Source organism: Vibrio sp. D420a (assembly GCF_030248625.1).
Lineage (GTDB): Bacteria > Pseudomonadota > Gammaproteobacteria > Enterobacterales > Vibrionaceae > Vibrio > Vibrio fortis_A.
Genome location: NZ_JAHGAN010000003.1, coordinates 232973 through 250589, shown reverse-complemented (window position 1 = coordinate 250589; position 17617 = coordinate 232973). Strand labels below are relative to the sequence as shown.

General features: G+C 45.3%; 21 protein-coding genes. 10 read left to right on the top strand and 11 right to left on the bottom strand.

Features of this window, described 5'->3' with window-relative positions; translation table 11 throughout:
• Position 1: 1 nt before the first annotated feature.
• From KI743_RS04915 to KI743_RS04885, 7 genes are all read right to left on the bottom strand, one after another.
• Positions 2–715: an SDR family NAD(P)-dependent oxidoreductase gene (locus KI743_RS04915; RefSeq protein ID WP_032553642.1), complete on the bottom strand. Its 714-nt coding sequence runs from the start codon at positions 713–715 to the stop codon at positions 2–4.
• A gap of 1 nt (position 716) precedes the next feature.
• Positions 717–1148: a nuclear transport factor 2 family protein gene (locus KI743_RS04910; RefSeq protein ID WP_285406898.1), complete on the bottom strand. Its 432-nt coding sequence runs from the start codon at positions 1146–1148 to the stop codon at positions 717–719.
• Between the two features lie 28 nt (positions 1149–1176).
• Positions 1177–2574: a deoxyribodipyrimidine photo-lyase gene (gene phrB / locus KI743_RS04905; RefSeq protein ID WP_285465395.1), complete on the bottom strand. Its 1398-nt coding sequence runs from the start codon at positions 2572–2574 to the stop codon at positions 1177–1179.
• Positions 2571–3518, bottom strand: coding sequence for a DUF523 and DUF1722 domain-containing protein (locus KI743_RS04900; RefSeq protein WP_032553637.1), 948 nt, complete (start codon positions 3516–3518; stop codon positions 2571–2573). The genes phrB and KI743_RS04900 overlap by 4 nt, the downstream gene beginning before the upstream one ends.
• Before the next feature lie 72 nt (positions 3519–3590).
• The gene (locus KI743_RS04895) at positions 3591–4307 is read right to left on the bottom strand and encodes a ChrR family anti-sigma-E factor (RefSeq protein WP_285465394.1); all 717 of its coding nucleotides are present in this window, start codon (positions 4305–4307) and stop codon (positions 3591–3593) included.
• On the bottom strand, positions 4300–4929 hold the full coding sequence (locus KI743_RS04890) for a sigma-70 family RNA polymerase sigma factor (protein WP_032553635.1): 630 nt from the start codon (positions 4927–4929) through the stop codon (positions 4300–4302). The genes KI743_RS04895 and KI743_RS04890 overlap by 8 nt, the downstream gene beginning before the upstream one ends.
• A gap of 83 nt (positions 4930–5012) precedes the next feature.
• Complete coding sequence (locus KI743_RS04885) at positions 5013–5582, bottom strand: LON peptidase substrate-binding domain-containing protein (protein WP_152470077.1); 570 nt, start codon at positions 5580–5582, stop codon at positions 5013–5015.
• 296 nt (positions 5583–5878) lie between these two features.
• Between KI743_RS04885 and KI743_RS04880 the strand changes: the two genes are divergently transcribed.
• The gene (locus KI743_RS04880) at positions 5879–6265 is read left to right on the top strand and encodes a tautomerase family protein (protein ID WP_032553633.1); all 387 of its coding nucleotides are present in this window, start codon (positions 5879–5881) and stop codon (positions 6263–6265) included.
• A 26-nt stretch (positions 6266–6291) separates the two neighbouring features.
• Here KI743_RS04880 and KI743_RS04875 read toward each other — a convergent pair whose 3' ends face one another.
• The gene (locus KI743_RS04875) at positions 6292–7092 is read right to left on the bottom strand and encodes a DUF4344 domain-containing metallopeptidase (protein ID WP_285465393.1); all 801 of its coding nucleotides are present in this window, start codon (positions 7090–7092) and stop codon (positions 6292–6294) included.
• Positions 7093–7270: 178 nt separating this feature from the next.
• Here KI743_RS04875 and KI743_RS04870 point away from each other — a divergent pair, with 178 nt between their 5' ends.
• From KI743_RS04870 to KI743_RS04830, 9 genes are all read left to right on the top strand, one after another.
• Complete coding sequence (locus KI743_RS04870; protein ID WP_032553629.1) at positions 7271–7627, top strand: YibL family ribosome-associated protein; 357 nt, start codon at positions 7271–7273, stop codon at positions 7625–7627.
• 315 nt (positions 7628–7942) lie between these two features.
• On the top strand, positions 7943–9169 hold the full coding sequence (gene gltS / locus KI743_RS04865; RefSeq protein ID WP_032553627.1) for a sodium/glutamate symporter: 1227 nt from the start codon (positions 7943–7945) through the stop codon (positions 9167–9169).
• A gap of 486 nt (positions 9170–9655) precedes the next feature.
• A complete protein-coding gene (locus tag KI743_RS04860) occupies positions 9656–9802 on the top strand; it encodes a hypothetical protein (protein WP_285353098.1) in 147 nt (48 codons plus the stop codon).
• A gap of 180 nt (positions 9803–9982) precedes the next feature.
• Positions 9983–10201, top strand: coding sequence for a hypothetical protein (locus KI743_RS04855; RefSeq protein ID WP_285465392.1), 219 nt, complete (start codon positions 9983–9985; stop codon positions 10199–10201).
• A 360-nt stretch (positions 10202–10561) separates the two neighbouring features.
• Positions 10562–10711, top strand: coding sequence for a hypothetical protein (locus KI743_RS04850; RefSeq protein ID WP_285465391.1), 150 nt, complete (start codon positions 10562–10564; stop codon positions 10709–10711).
• Between the two features lie 47 nt (positions 10712–10758).
• Entirely contained in the window at positions 10759–11079 is a 321-nt protein-coding gene (locus KI743_RS04845; RefSeq protein WP_285465390.1) for a multidrug efflux SMR transporter, read from the top strand.
• Positions 11079–11630, top strand: a complete 552-nt coding sequence (locus KI743_RS04840) for a sugar O-acetyltransferase (RefSeq protein WP_285465389.1) — start codon at positions 11079–11081, stop codon at positions 11628–11630. Before KI743_RS04845 ends, KI743_RS04840 begins: the two co-directional genes overlap by 1 nt.
• Positions 11631–11639: 9 nt before the next feature.
• The gene (gene nagE / locus KI743_RS04835) at positions 11640–13094 is read left to right on the top strand and encodes an N-acetylglucosamine-specific PTS transporter subunit IIBC (protein WP_285465388.1); all 1455 of its coding nucleotides are present in this window, start codon (positions 11640–11642) and stop codon (positions 13092–13094) included.
• A 55-nt stretch (positions 13095–13149) separates the two neighbouring features.
• Positions 13150–13587 carry a PACE efflux transporter gene (locus tag KI743_RS04830; protein ID WP_285465387.1) on the top strand — a complete coding sequence of 146 codons (438 nt, stop codon included), beginning with the start codon at positions 13150–13152 and terminating at the stop codon, positions 13585–13587.
• A 151-nt stretch (positions 13588–13738) separates the two neighbouring features.
• On the opposite strand, the gene norW is transcribed toward KI743_RS04830, so the two are convergent.
• From norW to KI743_RS04815, 3 genes are all read right to left on the bottom strand, one after another.
• Positions 13739–14902, bottom strand: a complete 1164-nt coding sequence (gene norW, locus KI743_RS04825; RefSeq protein ID WP_285465386.1) for an NADH:flavorubredoxin reductase NorW — start codon at positions 14900–14902, stop codon at positions 13739–13741.
• Position 14903: 1 nt separating this feature from the next.
• Positions 14904–16421: an anaerobic nitric oxide reductase flavorubredoxin gene (norV, locus tag KI743_RS04820; RefSeq protein WP_285465385.1), complete on the bottom strand. Its 1518-nt coding sequence runs from the start codon at positions 16419–16421 to the stop codon at positions 14904–14906.
• A gap of 321 nt (positions 16422–16742) precedes the next feature.
• Entirely contained in the window at positions 16743–17399 is a 657-nt protein-coding gene (locus tag KI743_RS04815) for an NAD(P)H-dependent oxidoreductase (RefSeq protein WP_150868330.1), read from the bottom strand.
• Positions 17400–17617: the final 218 nt, after the last annotated feature.

The window sequence follows — 17617 nt, the reverse complement described above, 5'->3', positions numbered from 1 at the left end:
GTTATACCATCCTTGAGGCAAGCTTATGCCAAACCGACTTGGGTAAAAATCGCAAGCACTTCATGATGAAGATAAACCTGCGAGGAAAATCTACTTCGCTCTTTCCTTGTTCGAGTCCACTGATGATTCTTTGAACGGCTTGTTCGCTACTTATAATCATAGGCATAGCGAACGTATTTCGCTCTGTTAATGGTGTATCTACGAAACCAGGATGAACGATAGAAACGTGAATATTGTGTGCTGCGAGGTCGACAGCAAGCGTTCGACCTAAATAGGTCAATGCAGCCTTTGAAGCTCCATAGGCTTCAGCTCTTGGTAATGGCAAAAACCCTGCACTGGAGCTGACTAGAACGACTCTGCCTGCTGGCTTTATACATTTCAGCCAAGCCTCTAGGGCGTAGCCAATTGAGATCAGGTTAATGTTGATGACGCGTTCAAATAGCTTGGCGTCAAAGTTGACTGGGTCATCAATATACTCGCAATCCCCAGCGTTCAAGATGACCATATCTAATGGTTCATCTGAAGTCAGGTCTGGGTAATTTTCGTAGTCCAAAAGATCAAAGCAGAGTGGCTCAATATTATCTTGCTCATTGGTTAGTGAATCGAGCTTGTCTTGGCTACGACCACAAGCGATGACGACATGTCCAAGTTGAGCGTATTTGATTGCTAGATCTCGACCGATACCTGAGGTTGCGCCTGTGATAAGAATTCTCATGTTATTGGCTCGCTCTACGCTTGATGGACTTGATCGCACAGCCAAGAACTGGAATGTGTTCGTAAAGCATGGATCCCACATCGAGATAGTCTCTGTGATAAATCACAAGGTCGTCTTTCATTTGAAGGTGAGAGTGTCCCTCAACGGTAATCGGCTTGCGTCCATTAAGCTGTTTGTGGGTAAATTCCATAGACCAGTAAACGGCGGCTTCTTCGCCAGACTCGAACGCACTGATTATCGTAAATTTACAGCTGGCAACATTGGTGTAGATGTTCTCGAAGTAACGGGTTAGTGCGTCCAACCCGTTTACTTGATGAAGTGGATCTTTGAATTCAACCTGCTGGTGGTATACATCCTGTAATGCACCAAAGTCGTCAGTACCCAGCTGCCTATACATATCAAGAAAATTATCTAGCCATCGTGAATTTTCCATGGGTTCACTCTCACTTCCGTCTATCGTGCTATTTGTAAAAATCTAGGGCCCTTAACCGCGCTTCTTTATGTTCAACGATAGGTCCCCAATAACGACTGTCATGTCCACTCTTGGTGATAAATGTGTGCGGAAAATGCACGTCTCTATCGGGAATGTTTTGCAGCTCTGGGAGATATTTACGGATGAAAACTCCTTTAGGATCAAACTTTTCACTCTGAGTTATCGGGTTGAAAATCCTAAAGTAAGGCTGCGCATCACAGCCGGTGCTTGCAGCCCACTGCCATCCGCCATTGTTGGCACTGTAATCACCATCAATCAGGTGCTCCATAAAGAAGCGCTCGCCCCATCGCCAATCAACCAACAAGTGCTTAGTCAAGAAGCTGGCGACGACCATTCGTAGACGGTTGTGCATCCACCCTGTTTCGAGTAGTTGGCGCATTGCTGCATCAACCAGTGGGTAACCGGTTTTCCCTTCACACCAGCGTTGGAAATCTTCTTGATCGTTGTGCCAGGTGAGTCCGTTGTATTTTTCTTGGAAGTTCTCACCTTTCACTAATCTCGGATGGTGGAAGATCAGGTGTTTATAGAAATCACGCCAGATCAGCTCGTTGAGCCAAGAGAACTCAGCGCACTGGGTATCGACCAGAAGTTCTGGGTGTTCTTGAATCAATTGAATCGCCAACCAACGAGGGCTAATTGCGCCAATGGCAAGATAAGGAGATAAGCCAGAGGTTCCCTTTATGGATGGGATGTCTCTATTGTCCGCGTATTGGTAGAGCTTTTCTGCAAGAAACTGAGGCACCACTTGCCTTAACACATCGTCGGCTAATGGCCAGCGAGAAGAGTCTTCTCTCTGAAAATCAAAGTCGTATTCCCTCGGAAAGGTTTGTAGTTCTGGTTGCGGACTTTCTGAAGCAACCTTCGGATAGGGTGCGCAATCAATGCCAGAAGCTTGAACATACTTGAGCCACGCTTTTTTGAATGGGGTAAATACCTTAAACATCTCCCCCTGTTGATTGAGAACTCTTCCTACAGGAACAATGACGTCGCAATCAAAGGTGGTCAATGTGATGTCGAGGGCACGTACTGCTTCATCTCTCTGTTGTTCGTCCACTTCCGGCTCAGAGTTGGCCATGACTTGGGTGATGCTGTGCTCGCGGCAGTAGTTGGCTAGGGTGCTTGCTTGATCGTCAAAGTCGGAGGCTTTCAGGTGAACGAGCTCAATGCCAAATGAGGCGAGTTGTTCTGATAGCAAGGTTAGGTGGCGGTATATGAAGTCAGCTTTGATCGGTGCTAAATGGTGTTGTTGCCACTGTCTAGGTGTGGAAATAAAAACGGCGTGGGTAGCGCCGTTTTCAATTGCAGAGACCAAAGCTGGATTGTCATGAACGCGCAGGTCGCGTCGTATCCAGAGTAGAGTGCTCAATATCCGTATCTCAACTTAAGTTCTTGTGGGTGCGGGTTTAGATAAACCTGCGACTGTAAGTACTCGTTTGGGTACTCCATCAAATAGTGATTAATCAGCGTAAGTGGCACCAGCAATGGGATAGTGCCTTCACGGAAATCGTTGATTTGTCGTGACAGCTCTTGCTTATGAGTGCTGCTTAGTTGCTTCTTAAAGTAACCTTGTAAGTGCTGAAGTGTGTTAGCGTGCGTACCACGGTTAGCATGGTGTTGCAGTGCCGTCATTAGCCCCTCAATGTAGCGTTCAGCCAGCTCATTGATCTCTAGATCACTTTCACCCAATAGTTGGCCGAGCTCTTTGTAGCCTTCAACGTGGTGACACATAACTAGGTATTTGTGAGCGCTGTGGAACTGAATCAACTTATGCTTAGTGATGCCTTCATCAACCAAGTCGAGCCATTTCTGGTACGTAAACACACGAGTCATGAAGTTTTCGCGAAGAATTGGGTCGTTCAAACGGCCGTTCTCTTCGATCGGCAACAATGGGTTATGATCCATTAGCTGCTTGGTAAACATACCAATGCCTGTCGATTCTGAGCCGCGACCGTGGTGGTGATAGACCTTCACACGTTCCATACCGCAGGTCGGGCTTTTTTGACACACAATAAAGCCCGCAATGTGTTCGTTATTTTTTGCGTAGTTTTGCCCATATTCGATCAGCTCATTAGTAACGTCACCGGTGCCATCTGGACGAGACACATGGATGACATCGTCTAGCATTCTGGTTTGACGAATCGTTGGGCGAGGCGTTGGAAGCCCCACTCCCATTTCTGGACACACTGGCTCTAACTCAACATAGTCAGCCAGATCGTCAGTACAGAAACGAGAGCGTTTATGACCTGTATCGAATCTAACCTTGTGTCCTGCAACACAAGCGCTGATACCGATTTTTATTTTTTTGTCCATAGGTCAAATCCTTATAAACATTACTCAAGACGTTGTATATAAGATGGTATGTTTATTAATGTTTTTCAATCACTAATAAATGAACTTGCCAATTGGGTTAAACAACTGACTCACACCTTTCGTAAAGTATAGAGCATCGCTTGAAACCGTTAGGCACACACACCCTTCCTTAGTAAAAGGTTGGTGCGTATGTTCACCATCTAACCAGATAAAATCGCCCTTATGATATTCACCCATCTCGTCTTCAAAACTGCCTTCTAAAAGCAAGGTAATCTCAAAGCCTTTGTGAGTATGGCAAGGCACAGCGCCCTCTTTATCAATATGCAGTAGGCTGGTGTGATGATCACCATCTTCGAAGTCGAGACGTGCGCGCGAGATCTTGCCTAGATTGAGCCAATCTTTTCTCACCACTTGGTTAAGTGCTCGTGGCAATTCAAATTCCGTGTCAGCGACCTTCACCAGCTGCGGTGAATGGTCTTCAGTGGCATTAATATTAGCCAGCTGCTCATCAGCTGTGATCATATCGATAAGGCTCATGTCGAAGTCTGCGTGGGTATCGTCATCGTTGCCGTGAAGTACCGCATTGACTTGGTTCTCAATCAGCTCGTCAGCAATCACTTCTTCCGAGCCAAAGCTATCAGTTGCTGCAAGTTCGGTAAGGCGCATAACCTCGGCCTGGCACTGTTCACACATCTCAACATGGCTTGATACGATCAATGAGAGAGAATCAGGAAGTTCACCAGTGACGAAGTCTCTGAGTATTTCTGCGGTTGGGTGGTGTTTAATCATGGTTCTGTTCCCCCATATGAAGCTTCAACTTGGCGAGTGCGAGTCTCAGTCTTGATTTCACTGTGCCGAGTGGCACTCCGAGTTGCTGCGCCAATTGTTCTTGAGACAGCTCTTGATAATAAACCCCTTCAACAATGGTTCGCTGCGCTGGAGGCAGCTTGTCTATTTGATTGCGAACATGGCGACTCATCAAGTGGTCGCTGTATTCGCTTTCATCATCGCTCGCTTCGGACAGTGCAGCGTCGATCGGCCAGATATCGTCCGCGACATTCTGCTCTGCTTTGGCTTTCACTTTACGCAACATGTCAAAAGCAGCGTTACGCATTACCGTATACACCCAAGTGGTTGCAGCGCCTTTCTCGCTATTATAGAGATGCGCCTTTTTCCACACGTTAGTCATAGTGTCCTGTACTAACTCGTTGGCGGAAGCTTCACTCCCCAACTTATTGATACCAAAACGCTTTATCTTGGGCGCGAAAAACTGAAAGAGGCGCGTAAATGCCTGCTTGTCTCGATGAGATGCAACTAAAACTAGCCAGCTAGATAACTCTGGCGGCACTTTACTGTCTGGTACGATGACAGACTCCTTGGCTTTTTCGTTTTTTACTTTACCTAATTGCATAATAGACTAACCTTCATCCGGGTTTGAGCACATATACGGAGGAAAGTGGTGCTTAGATCAAACAAAACGAAAAAAAGTTTGAGCTAGTCATTACCAGTAATTATTTGATTTAAAAAAGGAACCAAAGCTGGGAAGCTGGATGGCGAAGTGAAGCGCACTTTCTTCTCGATCGGAAGCGGCATCACCTCCAATAAACGTGCACAAATCCATTGTGGATCTTCGAAATTAGTGTGCGGGTAGAGTTCTCTGATCGCGTCGTGTTCTCTAAAAAGCTGAACTAGAAAATTACTGAATACTGGCGGAAGCTGACAATCCAGAGTCGGCCAATGAGGAAGTGTCTCAAAGTCTGCTTTCAAAAGGCCCGTGTCATCTCTTCGAGTGTTGAAAAGTCTAACCAATGACTCACCTTCCACATCGATTTCGAGTAACTTGTCGTCTGATAGGTTGAAGTCGACGATTTTTACCTTAGTCCCCCAATCTTTAAGTGGACTGTTGTTGCGGTTATCGTGGCTAGCTATAACAAAACCGTCTCCCTGAGCAGCGTGCGCTACCATGGTCAGATATTTTTGCTCGAAAATTCTCAGGCGTTGTCGACCGCCGGGGAGAATAAAGAGTGGCAATGGGAATATTGCGTAGTCGGTTTTTGTTTCCATAGAAAGTGTGCCCCAAAAAATAAAAATGTATCAAACACCAAACTTTCTGTGATTCGTGAAGATTGGTTGTGATAGCTATACGCTACGCAATTTACTTTCGATCAAACTGCCACACGCTTCAGTTCATGAAGAGTTAAAGACAAATACGCTTTCTGTTAGAGGTGTCTAGAAAAACAACAATGGCACTCTCTATGGAGGGGAATTTTGAGTAGTATATGTAAGTCGGTTGATACCTATGCGTATCAAGTGAAAATTCGTTGAGTGAGCTCAAATCATAGAAAACCCAAGGAATGGTCATGATTGTGATTTACGGAATCAAGGAACACATAAACCCAATCAAACAGCAGCTGTCGGACCTTTTACAGCTATGTTTAAACCGAGAGCTAGGCTTGCCAGATGACAAACGTGCCCACCGTTTTGTCCCGTTAGACAAAGAAGACTTCTTTTTTCCTCAAGGTCGTACCGAGGCTTACACTGTTATCGAGATCAACATGATGGAGGGGCGCACGGTCGAGACCAAGAAACGCCTCATTAAGACGATCTTCAACGAAGCTGAGCGACAGTTGGGCTTATCACCGATTGATATCGAGATCACCATTAAGGAGCAGCCGTCACACTGCTGGGGCTTTCGCGGTATGACGGGTGATGAAGCTCAGGATTTAAAATACAAAATCAACGTTTGATGGTGCTCTTGCGAGAACGATAAATACTAAGCTTCTGGTTCTGCATCGCTTAGGTAACGATGCCAGTTTTCGCTCATGATTTGATAGTGCTCGACGCAAAACTCTTTGCGGTCTTTTAGATAGTCTTTTTCGACTTCATCAAGCAGGTTTCGGTGGCTGTCTGGATCGCTTCCGTACACCAAGCATAAAGTGGAGAAGTAGCGCTGTAGATCAAAGCTGTGTTCATCGATGTATTCGCCGAGGTCGTAGTATTCAGGTCGATCTTCCGACTCATAAGCAAACAGGTCAGCGGCGCTGATCGCAGCATCAGCTCCGTGTTCAACGTAATCAATCAATAACAGGGTCGCGAAGTTATCGGCCGCATCTTCTTCTTTTCCCAGAATCGGGATGTTTTGGTCAGCGATATAGGCGTGTGCCGCTTCGTGCAACAAGGTGTGAAGTACGGTGTCTACCGCGCCTGCTTCCGCTGTTTTGTCGTACTTCTCTTGATACTTGTTTTTCTCGAAATAGTTTACAGACTCAGAATAGAACCGATACGGCATGTGAATCGTATGCGTGCTGGGATCGTAAAGTGGGCCTTCTTCACCACCGTATTCGACCACAAGCGGAGAATTGAACGGGAAAAGCTGCTCAGAGAGGTCAACCAGAGTATCGTTTACGCCACTGTTTTCGATAGCCGTTTTTAGCTCAGATTCTAATGCGTTGGCTGGCGTTTGATATTTAATCGTGACGTTTTGAAGAGGCGTTGTTTCGGCTGACACATAAGTCGTGGCAAGTAATGCGCATGCGATAGCACTGCTAATCACAGTCTTCCCAATGTTTTGCATAGTGATGTCCTATTCTGGGGGCGTTTTAGTTGAGGATTTTGAGCCCGTTGATCGTTTGTCAGTGTAGGCTATATTTAGCTTCGTGTGTATTTCGCAGATAAATTTCGGTTCGCGTTAACCCTTGTGCTATACTCCGCGCCCCAATCCGCATTGGCTTGCTTAATTTTAGGAAATTATTATGAGTGCTAAAAACGAACTTCAACAAATTAACAACCGTCTAGACAAGTGTCGCCACAAGTTAGCGGCTGCTAAGGCTCGTAATGATCGTCCAGTTGTTCGTCAATTTGAAGACGAAATCAAAAAGCTAACCAAGAAAATCGCACAGCTTAAACACAAGCAAAGCTACGATGTAAACAAAGAGCGTAAAGCACTGCTAGATATGCCTTTTAGCCGTGAAATTACTAAAGCTGAGCAAGCGGACATGGGTAAACTGAAAAAGTCTGTAAAGGGACTCGTAGTTGTTCACCCAATGACGAAGATCGGTAAAGAACTTCGTCTAGAGGTTATGACTGGTTACGCACCGAAAAAATTCTAATTACCTACACTGGTAATGAAAGAGGAGCTATCAATAGCTCCTTTTTGCTTTTTTAGGTTTCCAGAACGATAGTTAACGTTAAAAGTTTCCAAATGTCATAGTGAATTTTTCGAGGTGATTGCGGTCACAAAATACCCTAGACCTCGCTTAAATTGACCTAGCACTAACATCTTGGTTGTCTTTCACACTATTGTGGAGCGTTTTCTAAACTCACTATCTCACCATTTGCATAAACACAGGTAGAGCAGCACCAAAAACTACAGATAAAACTAGACTCATTAGGGAAGATGAGGAACGTAAAAATATAGAGGTGATATGAATCATTTAATTTCAATAGGGCCACTAGAATCTTTCCTAATCGCGATTAGCGTTTTGTTTCTAGGCCATTTTGTAAACGCAAAGCTCCCGGTTCTTAAAAAGTACAATATCCCAGAACCCATTGTCGGCGGCTTAATCGTAGCGCTTGCAATCACAGGCCTTCATTTCAACGGCATTGATCTAGAGTTCTCTCTACCGTTGCAAAACACATTCATGCTGATGTTTTTCGCAACCGTTGGTCTAGCGGCGAACTATACCCAGTTGATGAAAGGGGGCGCAAAGGTGTTCTTGTTCCTTGCTGTCGCGTCGGTGTACATCATTATTCAGAATGGTGTTGGCGTAACCTTGGCGACGGGGTTGGGGCTAGATCCACTGATGGGCCTTATCGCAGGTTCGATTACTCTATCTGGCGGGCACGGTACGGGGGCGGCTTGGTCTCAAACCTTCGCTGATACTTATGGTATTGCTAATACGCTTGAAATCGCAATGGCATCGGCGACCTTTGGTTTGATCATCGGTGGTTTGATTGGTAGCCCAGTTGCGCAAAAGCTTATCGATAAAAACAGCTTAGAGTCTGAGTACGGTACAGGCACTCACACCCACGAGCGTTTTCCTGAACTTGTGACTTACAACGAGTATGAAGAAGACAAAGTAACAGCTAAGAAGGTGATTGAAGTTCTGTTTATCCTTCTTATCTGTATTACTGGTGCTAAGTACTTAGAGCAGTGGGTATCGACCTTTGAAATCAAATGGCTGATGATTCCAGACTTTGTGTATGCGCTGTTTATCGGTGTGTTCATTACCAACGTATTTGAAGTTACTAAGCTGCATAAAACAGACAGTGAAACGGTTGATATTCTGGGTACAGTGTCTCTTTCTCTGTTCTTAGCAATGGCATTGATGAGCCTAAAACTATGGAACATCTTTGACCTTGCGATCCCGTTCTTGGTTATCTTGAGTGTGCAAGCGGTCGTGCTGGGTTTGTTCTCGTACTTCGTAACATTCAAAGTGATGGGTTCAAACTATGATGCTGCGGTGATGTCGGGTGGCCACTGTGGTTTCGGCTTAGGTGCAACACCAACCGCGGTTATGAACATGGGCTCGCTGGTGAACCGATTTGGCCCATCGCCACAAGCCTTCATGGTGGTGCCGATTGTGGGTGCATTCTTCATCGACATCGTCAACCTGATCATCCTTCAAGGCTACATCTCGTTTATCGGTTAATGTAAGAATTGCAGTCACTGTTTCAGGCAGGCCTTTAAAAGAAAAGCTCCACGTTACGCGTGGAGCTTTTTTGTAGGTCTGAATTTGGAGTTAGTAACAACTTAGAGTTAGTAACAAAGTAAGGGATTGTTAAGTGCAGGGCTTACAGGCACTTACACCATGATGTCGCCAGCCATGTTACCTTATAACTTCATTAGATTTGTAACTCGGAATCGCTCTTCTTGAGTTAGTTGTGGGGCTGTTCGGCTTGGGTTTGAACAGCCCATTTTTTTATCTTTTATTTTTTATCGAAAATTAAGTGTCAAATTGAAGTTGTAAGTGGTGTGTTTTTTAAGGATGTTTTTGGATTATTGTGAGTTGAATCACCTATTGCTTGGGTCGTTCCACTTGTTTACGCAGAACATTTCCTATAAGTTTGCCTCTTAATTTTTGATGTTTAATTATCGAAAATCAAAAGAAACACTTACGGATTTATTGGATACACGCATGTTGAACTTAACGATCGGACAAGAATTGGCTGGTATTTATACCCCAATCACAGTCGCAGACTGGGAATGTCCACAGCTAAAATCTATCCACAAAGAGCGGTCTACCTTGGGATTTAGTTTGTTCCAAGGGCAGGCAGGACTTTAACTATAGAATGATCGCACTTACACACTTCTTCTATATCTAACGCGTTACCCCTCTCCCTCAGAGCCTTTCGGCCAATCAATAACAACAAACTGAATCTCTTCCTAAATCGTCCCTGACGAGGCTTTCGCACGTCTGGGTTTTTTAATGGCCACTAGGCCATGAAAGCAGAGATTTGACCAAATGAAACAAACAATTATCTCACTAGTTCTGGCAGCTATCACGACAACCTCATTCGCGGCAGACAAAAGTGGAACGACTCTCGGCCTTGGTTTGACCCACTACACGCAAGACTTAGGCTCTGCCTTATCCTTGCTTGGCGAGGAGAATACTTATCACCTCAAAGGCGATTACACCTTTAGCAATGGGGTGCTTCAGCTATCTGCTGGAATCAAATTTTAAAGAATCCTAATCGTAGTTCCCCCTACGTAGGACGGGTGGCTCGTCTAGTCAGCGAGTCGCCCACTTTGAAGATAAGACGAATCAATAAAGAGAAAGTCGTTCCTGTTAATTAAGTGCTTTGACGCAATTGTGGGAAGAGGCCAATGGTTATGTTTTGGAGGTATCAATGAACTCAAATTCACCGAGCGATTTCAGATGTTTCTGTAACGAAGATGACTATGACAAGTTCTGCACATCACACCCTTACTTAGTTTTCTTGTGGTGTGTGTGGATGGTGGCTGTATTCCTAATTTATAAGTGCGCGAGTCCTTATCTGCATGAATTACTTGTCTCAGTATTTAAATCAAATTGGAGCATGTAATGGGAAATGCAAAAGGTTATGCCTTTAGAGAAATGATTGAAGCAATTAAAGAACAAGGCGTGGCCTTTTACTGGTTCTTTGGATGGGCTGCACTTTTGGGAATGGCAGCGCCTTTCATTGTTTTGTACCTAGCCATTGTTGGTGGTTAACACTCTTTCAGTCTCTTGAAAGGGGCTTTGTTATAACGAGAAACAATATGCACTGGATATATCTATTAGCTGGAATTGTTATCGAAGTCGCAGCCGCGAGCATAATTCCGCATACAAAAGGTTTTACCAAGCTGTACCCAACTTTTGCGGTTGGTGTCTGCTACATGGTGGCGCTGTACTTCTTGTCACTGACATCTAAAACACTGCCAATCCCTATCACATACGCAATTTGGGCTGGGGGCGGAATCGTATTGCTGACTACTGTATCAATGGCAAGCGGCTTTACACCAAACCTCTTCACAACCCTTGGCATAGCAATGATTGTGGCTGGCATTGTGATTATTAACTTACTAGGTGGTATCCACTAATGATGAATCATAAAGAACTCATGCTTAAGGGTGAATGGTACTTTGCGTTTGACCCTCTATTGGTCGAAGAAAGACATCAAGCTAAGCACAAGTGTTACTTACTCAATCAAGCATTCGACTCGGAAGTACGTGAGCATATTACGTTCGAGCTTCTGAACAGTGCATCTGCTCACGTTGAATCTCCATTTTACTGCGACTACGGATACAACATCGAGGTAGGAGCTCACTTCTATGCAAACCATGGCTGCACCATCTTAGATGGCGCAAAAGTGAAGATAGGCAACCATTGCCTAATTGCGCCACATGTCGTTATTTCAACGACTGGCCACCCTTTGAATCCAGAACAGCGAATCGAAGGCTATGAACAATCACTTCCTATCACTATCGGTGACAACGTATGGATTGGCGCGAATGTAAGCATCCTTGGCGGTGTAACGATTGGCGATAACGTTGTGATCGGAGCGGGCTCTGTCGTTAACAAAGACCTGCCATCAAATTCGGTTTGTGTAGGTACTCCTGCACGCCCAATTAAAGAAGTTCAATCTCAATAAGGAAAAAAAATGAGCATACTAGGTTATATGCAAAAGGTCGGTAAAGCCCTGATGATTCCCGTAGCAACTCTTCCAGCTGCTGCAATTCTAATGGGTGTTGGTTACTGGTTAGACCCGACAGGGTGGGGTGCCAACAGTATGTTGGCTGCATTTCTGATTAAATCAGGTGGTGCAATTATTGATAACATGGCGGTGTTGTTTGCCGTTGGTGTGGCGTTTGGTTTGTCGAAAGATAAAGAAGGTTCTGCCGCTTTAGCGGGCTTCGTCATGTGGCTGGTTACTACGACTTTGCTTTCAAAGGGCTTCCTATCAATGGCACTTGGTGTGCCAGTCGATCAAGTGCCGATGGCATTCGATAAGGTAGCTAACCAGTTCGTCGGTATCATTATCGGTATTATCTCTGCTGAGATTTACAATCGTACTTCTCACATCGAACTGCCAAAAGCATTGGCGTTTTTTAGCGGCAAGCGCCTTGTTCCTATCCTGACCTCTATTGCAGGTATGGCCCTAGCGTTTGTGCTCATGTATGTGTGGCCTCTAGTCTTCTCAGGCCTATTAGCTCTAGGTACTTCGTTGCAAGATATGGGGGCAGTCGGTGCAGGCTTGTTCGGTTTCTTCAACCGTCTAATGTTGTCTGTAGGTATGCACCACGCTCTATACCCTGTTTTTTGGTTTGACGTTGTAGGTATCAACGACATTCCTAACTTCCTTGGTGGCGCGCAATCTATCGTTAACGGCACAGGCGTACCTGGAGTAACAGGCATGTACCAAGCGGGCTTCTTCCCGATCATGATGTTTGGCTTACCTGCCGCCGCTCTTGCGATGTACCACTGCTCAGATGCTAAGAACAAAAACAAAGTGTTCTCTGTAATGATTGCTGCCGCGGCTGCGTCATTCTTCACTGGTATCACTGAGCCGCTAGAGTTCTCGTTCATGTTCCTAGCTCCGGTTCTTTACTTCTTCCATGCGGTACTAACAGGTCTATCTTTGTACATCGCTGCAGAAATGGGTTGGATGAGTGGTTTCGGTTTCTCTGCTGGCTTCGTTGATTTTGTTCTTGGTACTCAGAACCCATTAGCGACCAAGTGGTACATGCTGATTGGTCAAGGGCTGGTGTTCTTCGTTCTTTACTACACGATCTTCCGCTTCGCTATCACCAAGTTCAACATTAAGACGCTTGGCCGTGGTGAAGATCTTGAAGACGAAGGCAGCTCTGATATTGACGTAATCGCTCGCAACTACATTAAGGCTCTAGGCGGTAAAACTAACCTAGTAACTATTGATAACTGTATTACTCGTCTTCGTTTGGATGTACACAACTCTAAGGCAGTAGACGAGAGAGCATTGAAAGATTTAGGTGCAGCAGGTGTTGTGAAACTATCTGGCACAGCGGTTCAGGTCATCGTTGGTATTGGCAAGGTAGATAAAGTTGCTGCTGCTATGCGAACTGAATTAGCGAAATAATTTAAATCAAGGTGCGGCATGTTGCCGCACCTATTAACCAAAAGGTAAAAATGTAATGAAAACTATGGAAAGAATCGCGCAGGCTATTGTCTTCGAGGCTTTGGCGCTAGCCCTATCAATCGGAGGGCTAGCGGTGTTCACCGACCATGAGATTACTTCACTATCAGGGACAATGCTTATCGTTGCCTCGATAGCAATGGGTTGGAATTTTGCTTTCAATTGGATATTTGACCAGTTTTACATCGGGGATAAGACAGAACGGACAGTGTTGTTCAGAGTCTACCACGTTACTTTGTTTGAATTAGGTCTACTCGTTTTAACGATTCCGGTTATCTCGCTCATCTTAAATATTGGGGTGTGGGAAGCTTTTGTTATGGATGTTGGTATAACCATCTTCATTACTATTTACGCTTTCGTATTTAACTGGACATACGACAACTTGAGAGCACTGATAGTAAAGAAGTCTCAAACGCCTTCCGGTTCGACGATTTAGAGTTCGAATTTGAAGGGGAAGAATTGTTTTAGTCTTTACAGATAAAATCGTAACTCGGAATCGCTTTTCTTGAGTTGGTTGTTGGGCTGTTCGGCTTGGGTTTGAACAGCCCATTTTTTTATCTTCTTATTGCTTGTGTTGCTAGCTAGAGCTAGGCGGTTTGTAGTTCGCGAAACAGGTTAAAGGAAGAAGATGAATCCTCACCAGTGACGACAAATCCCACCATTTTATCGCTTTCATCAAACGCTCGTGCAATGATGCCAGTTGGTTTTATGCTGGCCTCCCAACGCGCGTCTGTTGCGAACTTTCCAGAGAATAGGACCGGGTATTTAGGTGTTTTTACCTTGGTCATCATGTGCGGCAGCGAGAGTTTGCTCGATTGACCGAGCAGTTGCTTAGCAAGCACATTGGCCGAGAGTATCGCTGGCTGTAAGTAAGCGCGTATTTGCCCACCAATCTCAGCACAATCACCAATCGCATAGACATCTGCTGCGCTGGTCTGCATCTGTTCATCAACCAGAATACCCCGTTGAGTCTCGATACCCGCTTGCTGAGCCAATGCAATGTTCGGCTTGAGCCCAGCAGCGACGATCACCTCATCAACCTCCAAAGATTGTTTCTGTTCGTTGGTGGCCAATGATGGAGATTCTAACCACAGTGTTTTATTGGCGTTGTTCTCTACTATCTGTGTTACCTGCGAGCTTGTTTTAGTTCGCACCCCTGCATCGTTTAGAGCGTTTTCCAATTCTCTAGCAATGAACCTAGGCAGCAAACTTGCCAGTAGTGATGGAGCAGGCTCCACAATAGTGACCTGTTTCCCTGATGACTGCAGATCGAGTGCGAGCTCGACTCCGATCAGTCCACCACCGATCACCGCAACGCTATTGGCTGTTTGAAGCCTCTCGTGGCCTTGCGAGAACTCTTGCAAACTGTTCATGGTTAACAGCGAGGCTTTATGATCTGCTATTGCTGGTGGCACAAAGGTATTAGCTCCGGTTGCCAGCACTAACTTAGAATAGCTGTAGCGCTCGCCACGCTCAGTGATCAGCGTGTGCTCGTCAGTATCCAATGAGGCAACTCGCGTATTGGTGATCATGGATACGAAATATTTTTGCTCAAGCTGCTCTGCGGTATGTGTGACCAAATCACTTGGACACTGCTTTTCACTGAACACGTGCGACAGGCTAGGCTTGTTGTACTCGACACCTTGGTCTGCAGCAATGACCGTGATTGGCAGCTCGGTATCACTATTTCGTATCATTTTAATGGTTTGTAGGGCAGCGAAGCCGCTACCGATAATAATGATGGGGGCCATGTTATACCTCCACAAACACTTCTTTGCCCAAGTGGCACTCTGGACACAGGAAGCTATCGGGTACTTGCTCCCAAGGTGTGCCAGGAGCGACATCTTGGTTGGGCTCGCCCTGTTTAGGATCGTAAACCCACTCACAAACCGTGCAGCGCCAGCAAGTACAGTCGTCGGCATGGGGAAGGTGCTGCTCTGTTTGCTCACCTTGTTCAGTTTGCTCAGACATAGGAGTGTCAACTTGCTCAGATGTAGGAGCTTCAGTTTGCGTGTCTGATGCTTCTAATCGGGTTACTTGCTGCTCGGCTACTTTAGGCTGGTTGTACGATTCATCTTGGTTCCAGACTTCGGCCAGAGTTGCACCGTAATCAATACACTGACGCAGAGCATCGGTATCTGGCTTCCAATGGATGTGTTGTGGTGAGCTTACCTCAAAGTTTGCCTCCCGCAAGCGATGGTCAATGCGCTTAACCGCACCGCCAGTCCAGCCTGATGAGCCAAAGGCGGCGGCTTTTTTATCTGCAAAGCGCAGGCCGTGCATCTCCTCTAGCAAGGCGGCGATCTGCGGCATCATCACGTTATTCATGGTCGAAGAACCAACGAGCACGCCCTTAGAGCGGAAAATATTGGCGAGAATATCGTTCTTATCATGCTTCGAAATATTGAACACTTTAATCGCAGTGTCAGGGCTACCTTGACGAATACCCTTGGCGATCGCATCGGCCATCATTCGAGTGTTGTTGGACATGGTGTCGTAGACGATCGTGATGCGATCTTCCTTGTACGCTTTCGACCATTCATAATATTGCTCGACGATCTGAGTCGCGTTATCACGCCAAATACAGCCGTGTGAAGTGGCGATCACATCGATCGGCACACCTAAGCTCAATACTTCCTCAATTTTAGCTTTTACCAGTGGAGCGAACGGCGTCAGGATGTTCGAGAAGTAGCGTAAACACTGTTCGTGCAGTTCTACTTGGTCTAACTGGTCGTTGAATAGGCGCTCGTCGCAGTAGTGCTGTCCAAAAGCGTCATTACTGAATAGCACTTCATCACCCGTGAGGTAGGTTGCCATAGAGTCAGGCCAGTGCAGCATTTTCATTTCAACGAAGATAAGCTGTTTACCGTTACCAATGTCTAGGGTATCGCCCGTTTTCACAGTGTGGAAGTTCCAGTCAGGCTGGTGATGATGGCCTACGATCGAGTTAACGCCCGCTTCAGTACAATAAACAGGTGTGTTAGGAATTTTAGCTAACAGCGCTGCGAGTGCCCCAGAGTGATCTTCTTCGGCGTGTTGACAGATGATGTAGTCGATCTCATTAAGGTCGATCTCCATCTCTAGGTTTGCGAGGAATTGATCTGTAAATCTGTGGTCTACGGTATCAACCAGCACGGTCTTCTCTTCACGAATCAAGTACGAGTTGTAACTTGTCCCTTTATTCATGTGGTACTCTTTGCCGTGGAAATGCTCTGTTTCCCAGTCGTGAATACCAACCCAGTGGACATTTGATTTAACGTGAATTGTCATAACGATACTACCTTATATGAATGTTTCTAAGGTCTGTATTGCATCGCTTGTGCCAACTTTTTAAGTTTCTGATAAGTATGGATTAAATTGTTATTTCTGTCTGTTATTGAGTCCAAATGACACGCGTTGTTTTTGTGTCTAATTAAATGCTATGTGTCTTTTGGACTTGGTTTTAAAAATGCGGTTTGTTCTTCAAATAGCGTTAATGTCTTTTACCTCATTCTCTGTTTCCTTTCTTCCAAATACAAAAAAGGCCAGACGTGTGTCTGGCCAAATAAAGCGGTGCGATTATGTGAACGATAATCGTGTCTTAAAGACGGATTATAGAGTCTCTACAACCTGTTCTAGTGCTAGACGTGCCTTTGGTAGGCCGTGGTTGTAGTCTTCGCCATCTTTGTGGTAACCGATAGCCAGTGCAACATCTACAACGTGACCTTCTAGCTCTTCAGCGAATTTCTCACCGATAAGTGCTGAATCCACACCTTCCATTGGAGTCGATGCAATACCTAGACGCGCTAGCGTGTGTAGGATGTTACCTAGAGCGATGTAAACCTGAGCTTTAGTCCAGTTACCGTTGAAGCCTTCTTCGTCAGTATTCATGTCTGCGAATGCGTAAGCACCCATGAACATGTCGTACATGTCTGCTGGAAGGTGACCAGAACTTACTTCAGCGTCTACGCGCTTAGCAAACTTCTCTTTTGTGAATTTAGGATCGTGAGCAAAAAGAATTGTGTGAGACGCTTCTTTAGCATGCGGTTGGTTAAACTGGTGCATGTTCTCGAATGTATCGTGGAAGCGTTGTTTTGCTTCGTCACTCTCAATGATGATGAATTTCCAAGGCTGAGAGTTAATAGAAGACGCAGATAGACGCAGCGCTTCTTTGATGATTTCCATATCTTCCGCAGAGATGCGTTTGTCAGCATCGTATTTTTTAGCAGTGTAGCGAGTGTTCAAATCTTTGATGATTGGATGAGTCATGTTGGCTCCTAGTATCTATATGAATAAATGTTTTAGGGTTTAATGTTCAGTAACGTCAACAATAAACGGACAACCTAACTGGTCATCGAACATGCCCCAATGATCGAGAATCTGCGGTAGCTCAAATCGATGGGTGTAAGATAAAGGAACTCTCGAGGGAGAAAAATAGCGAAGATCTCAAATGACTATGGACTATAGTGTCCATAATCATGTGAGGT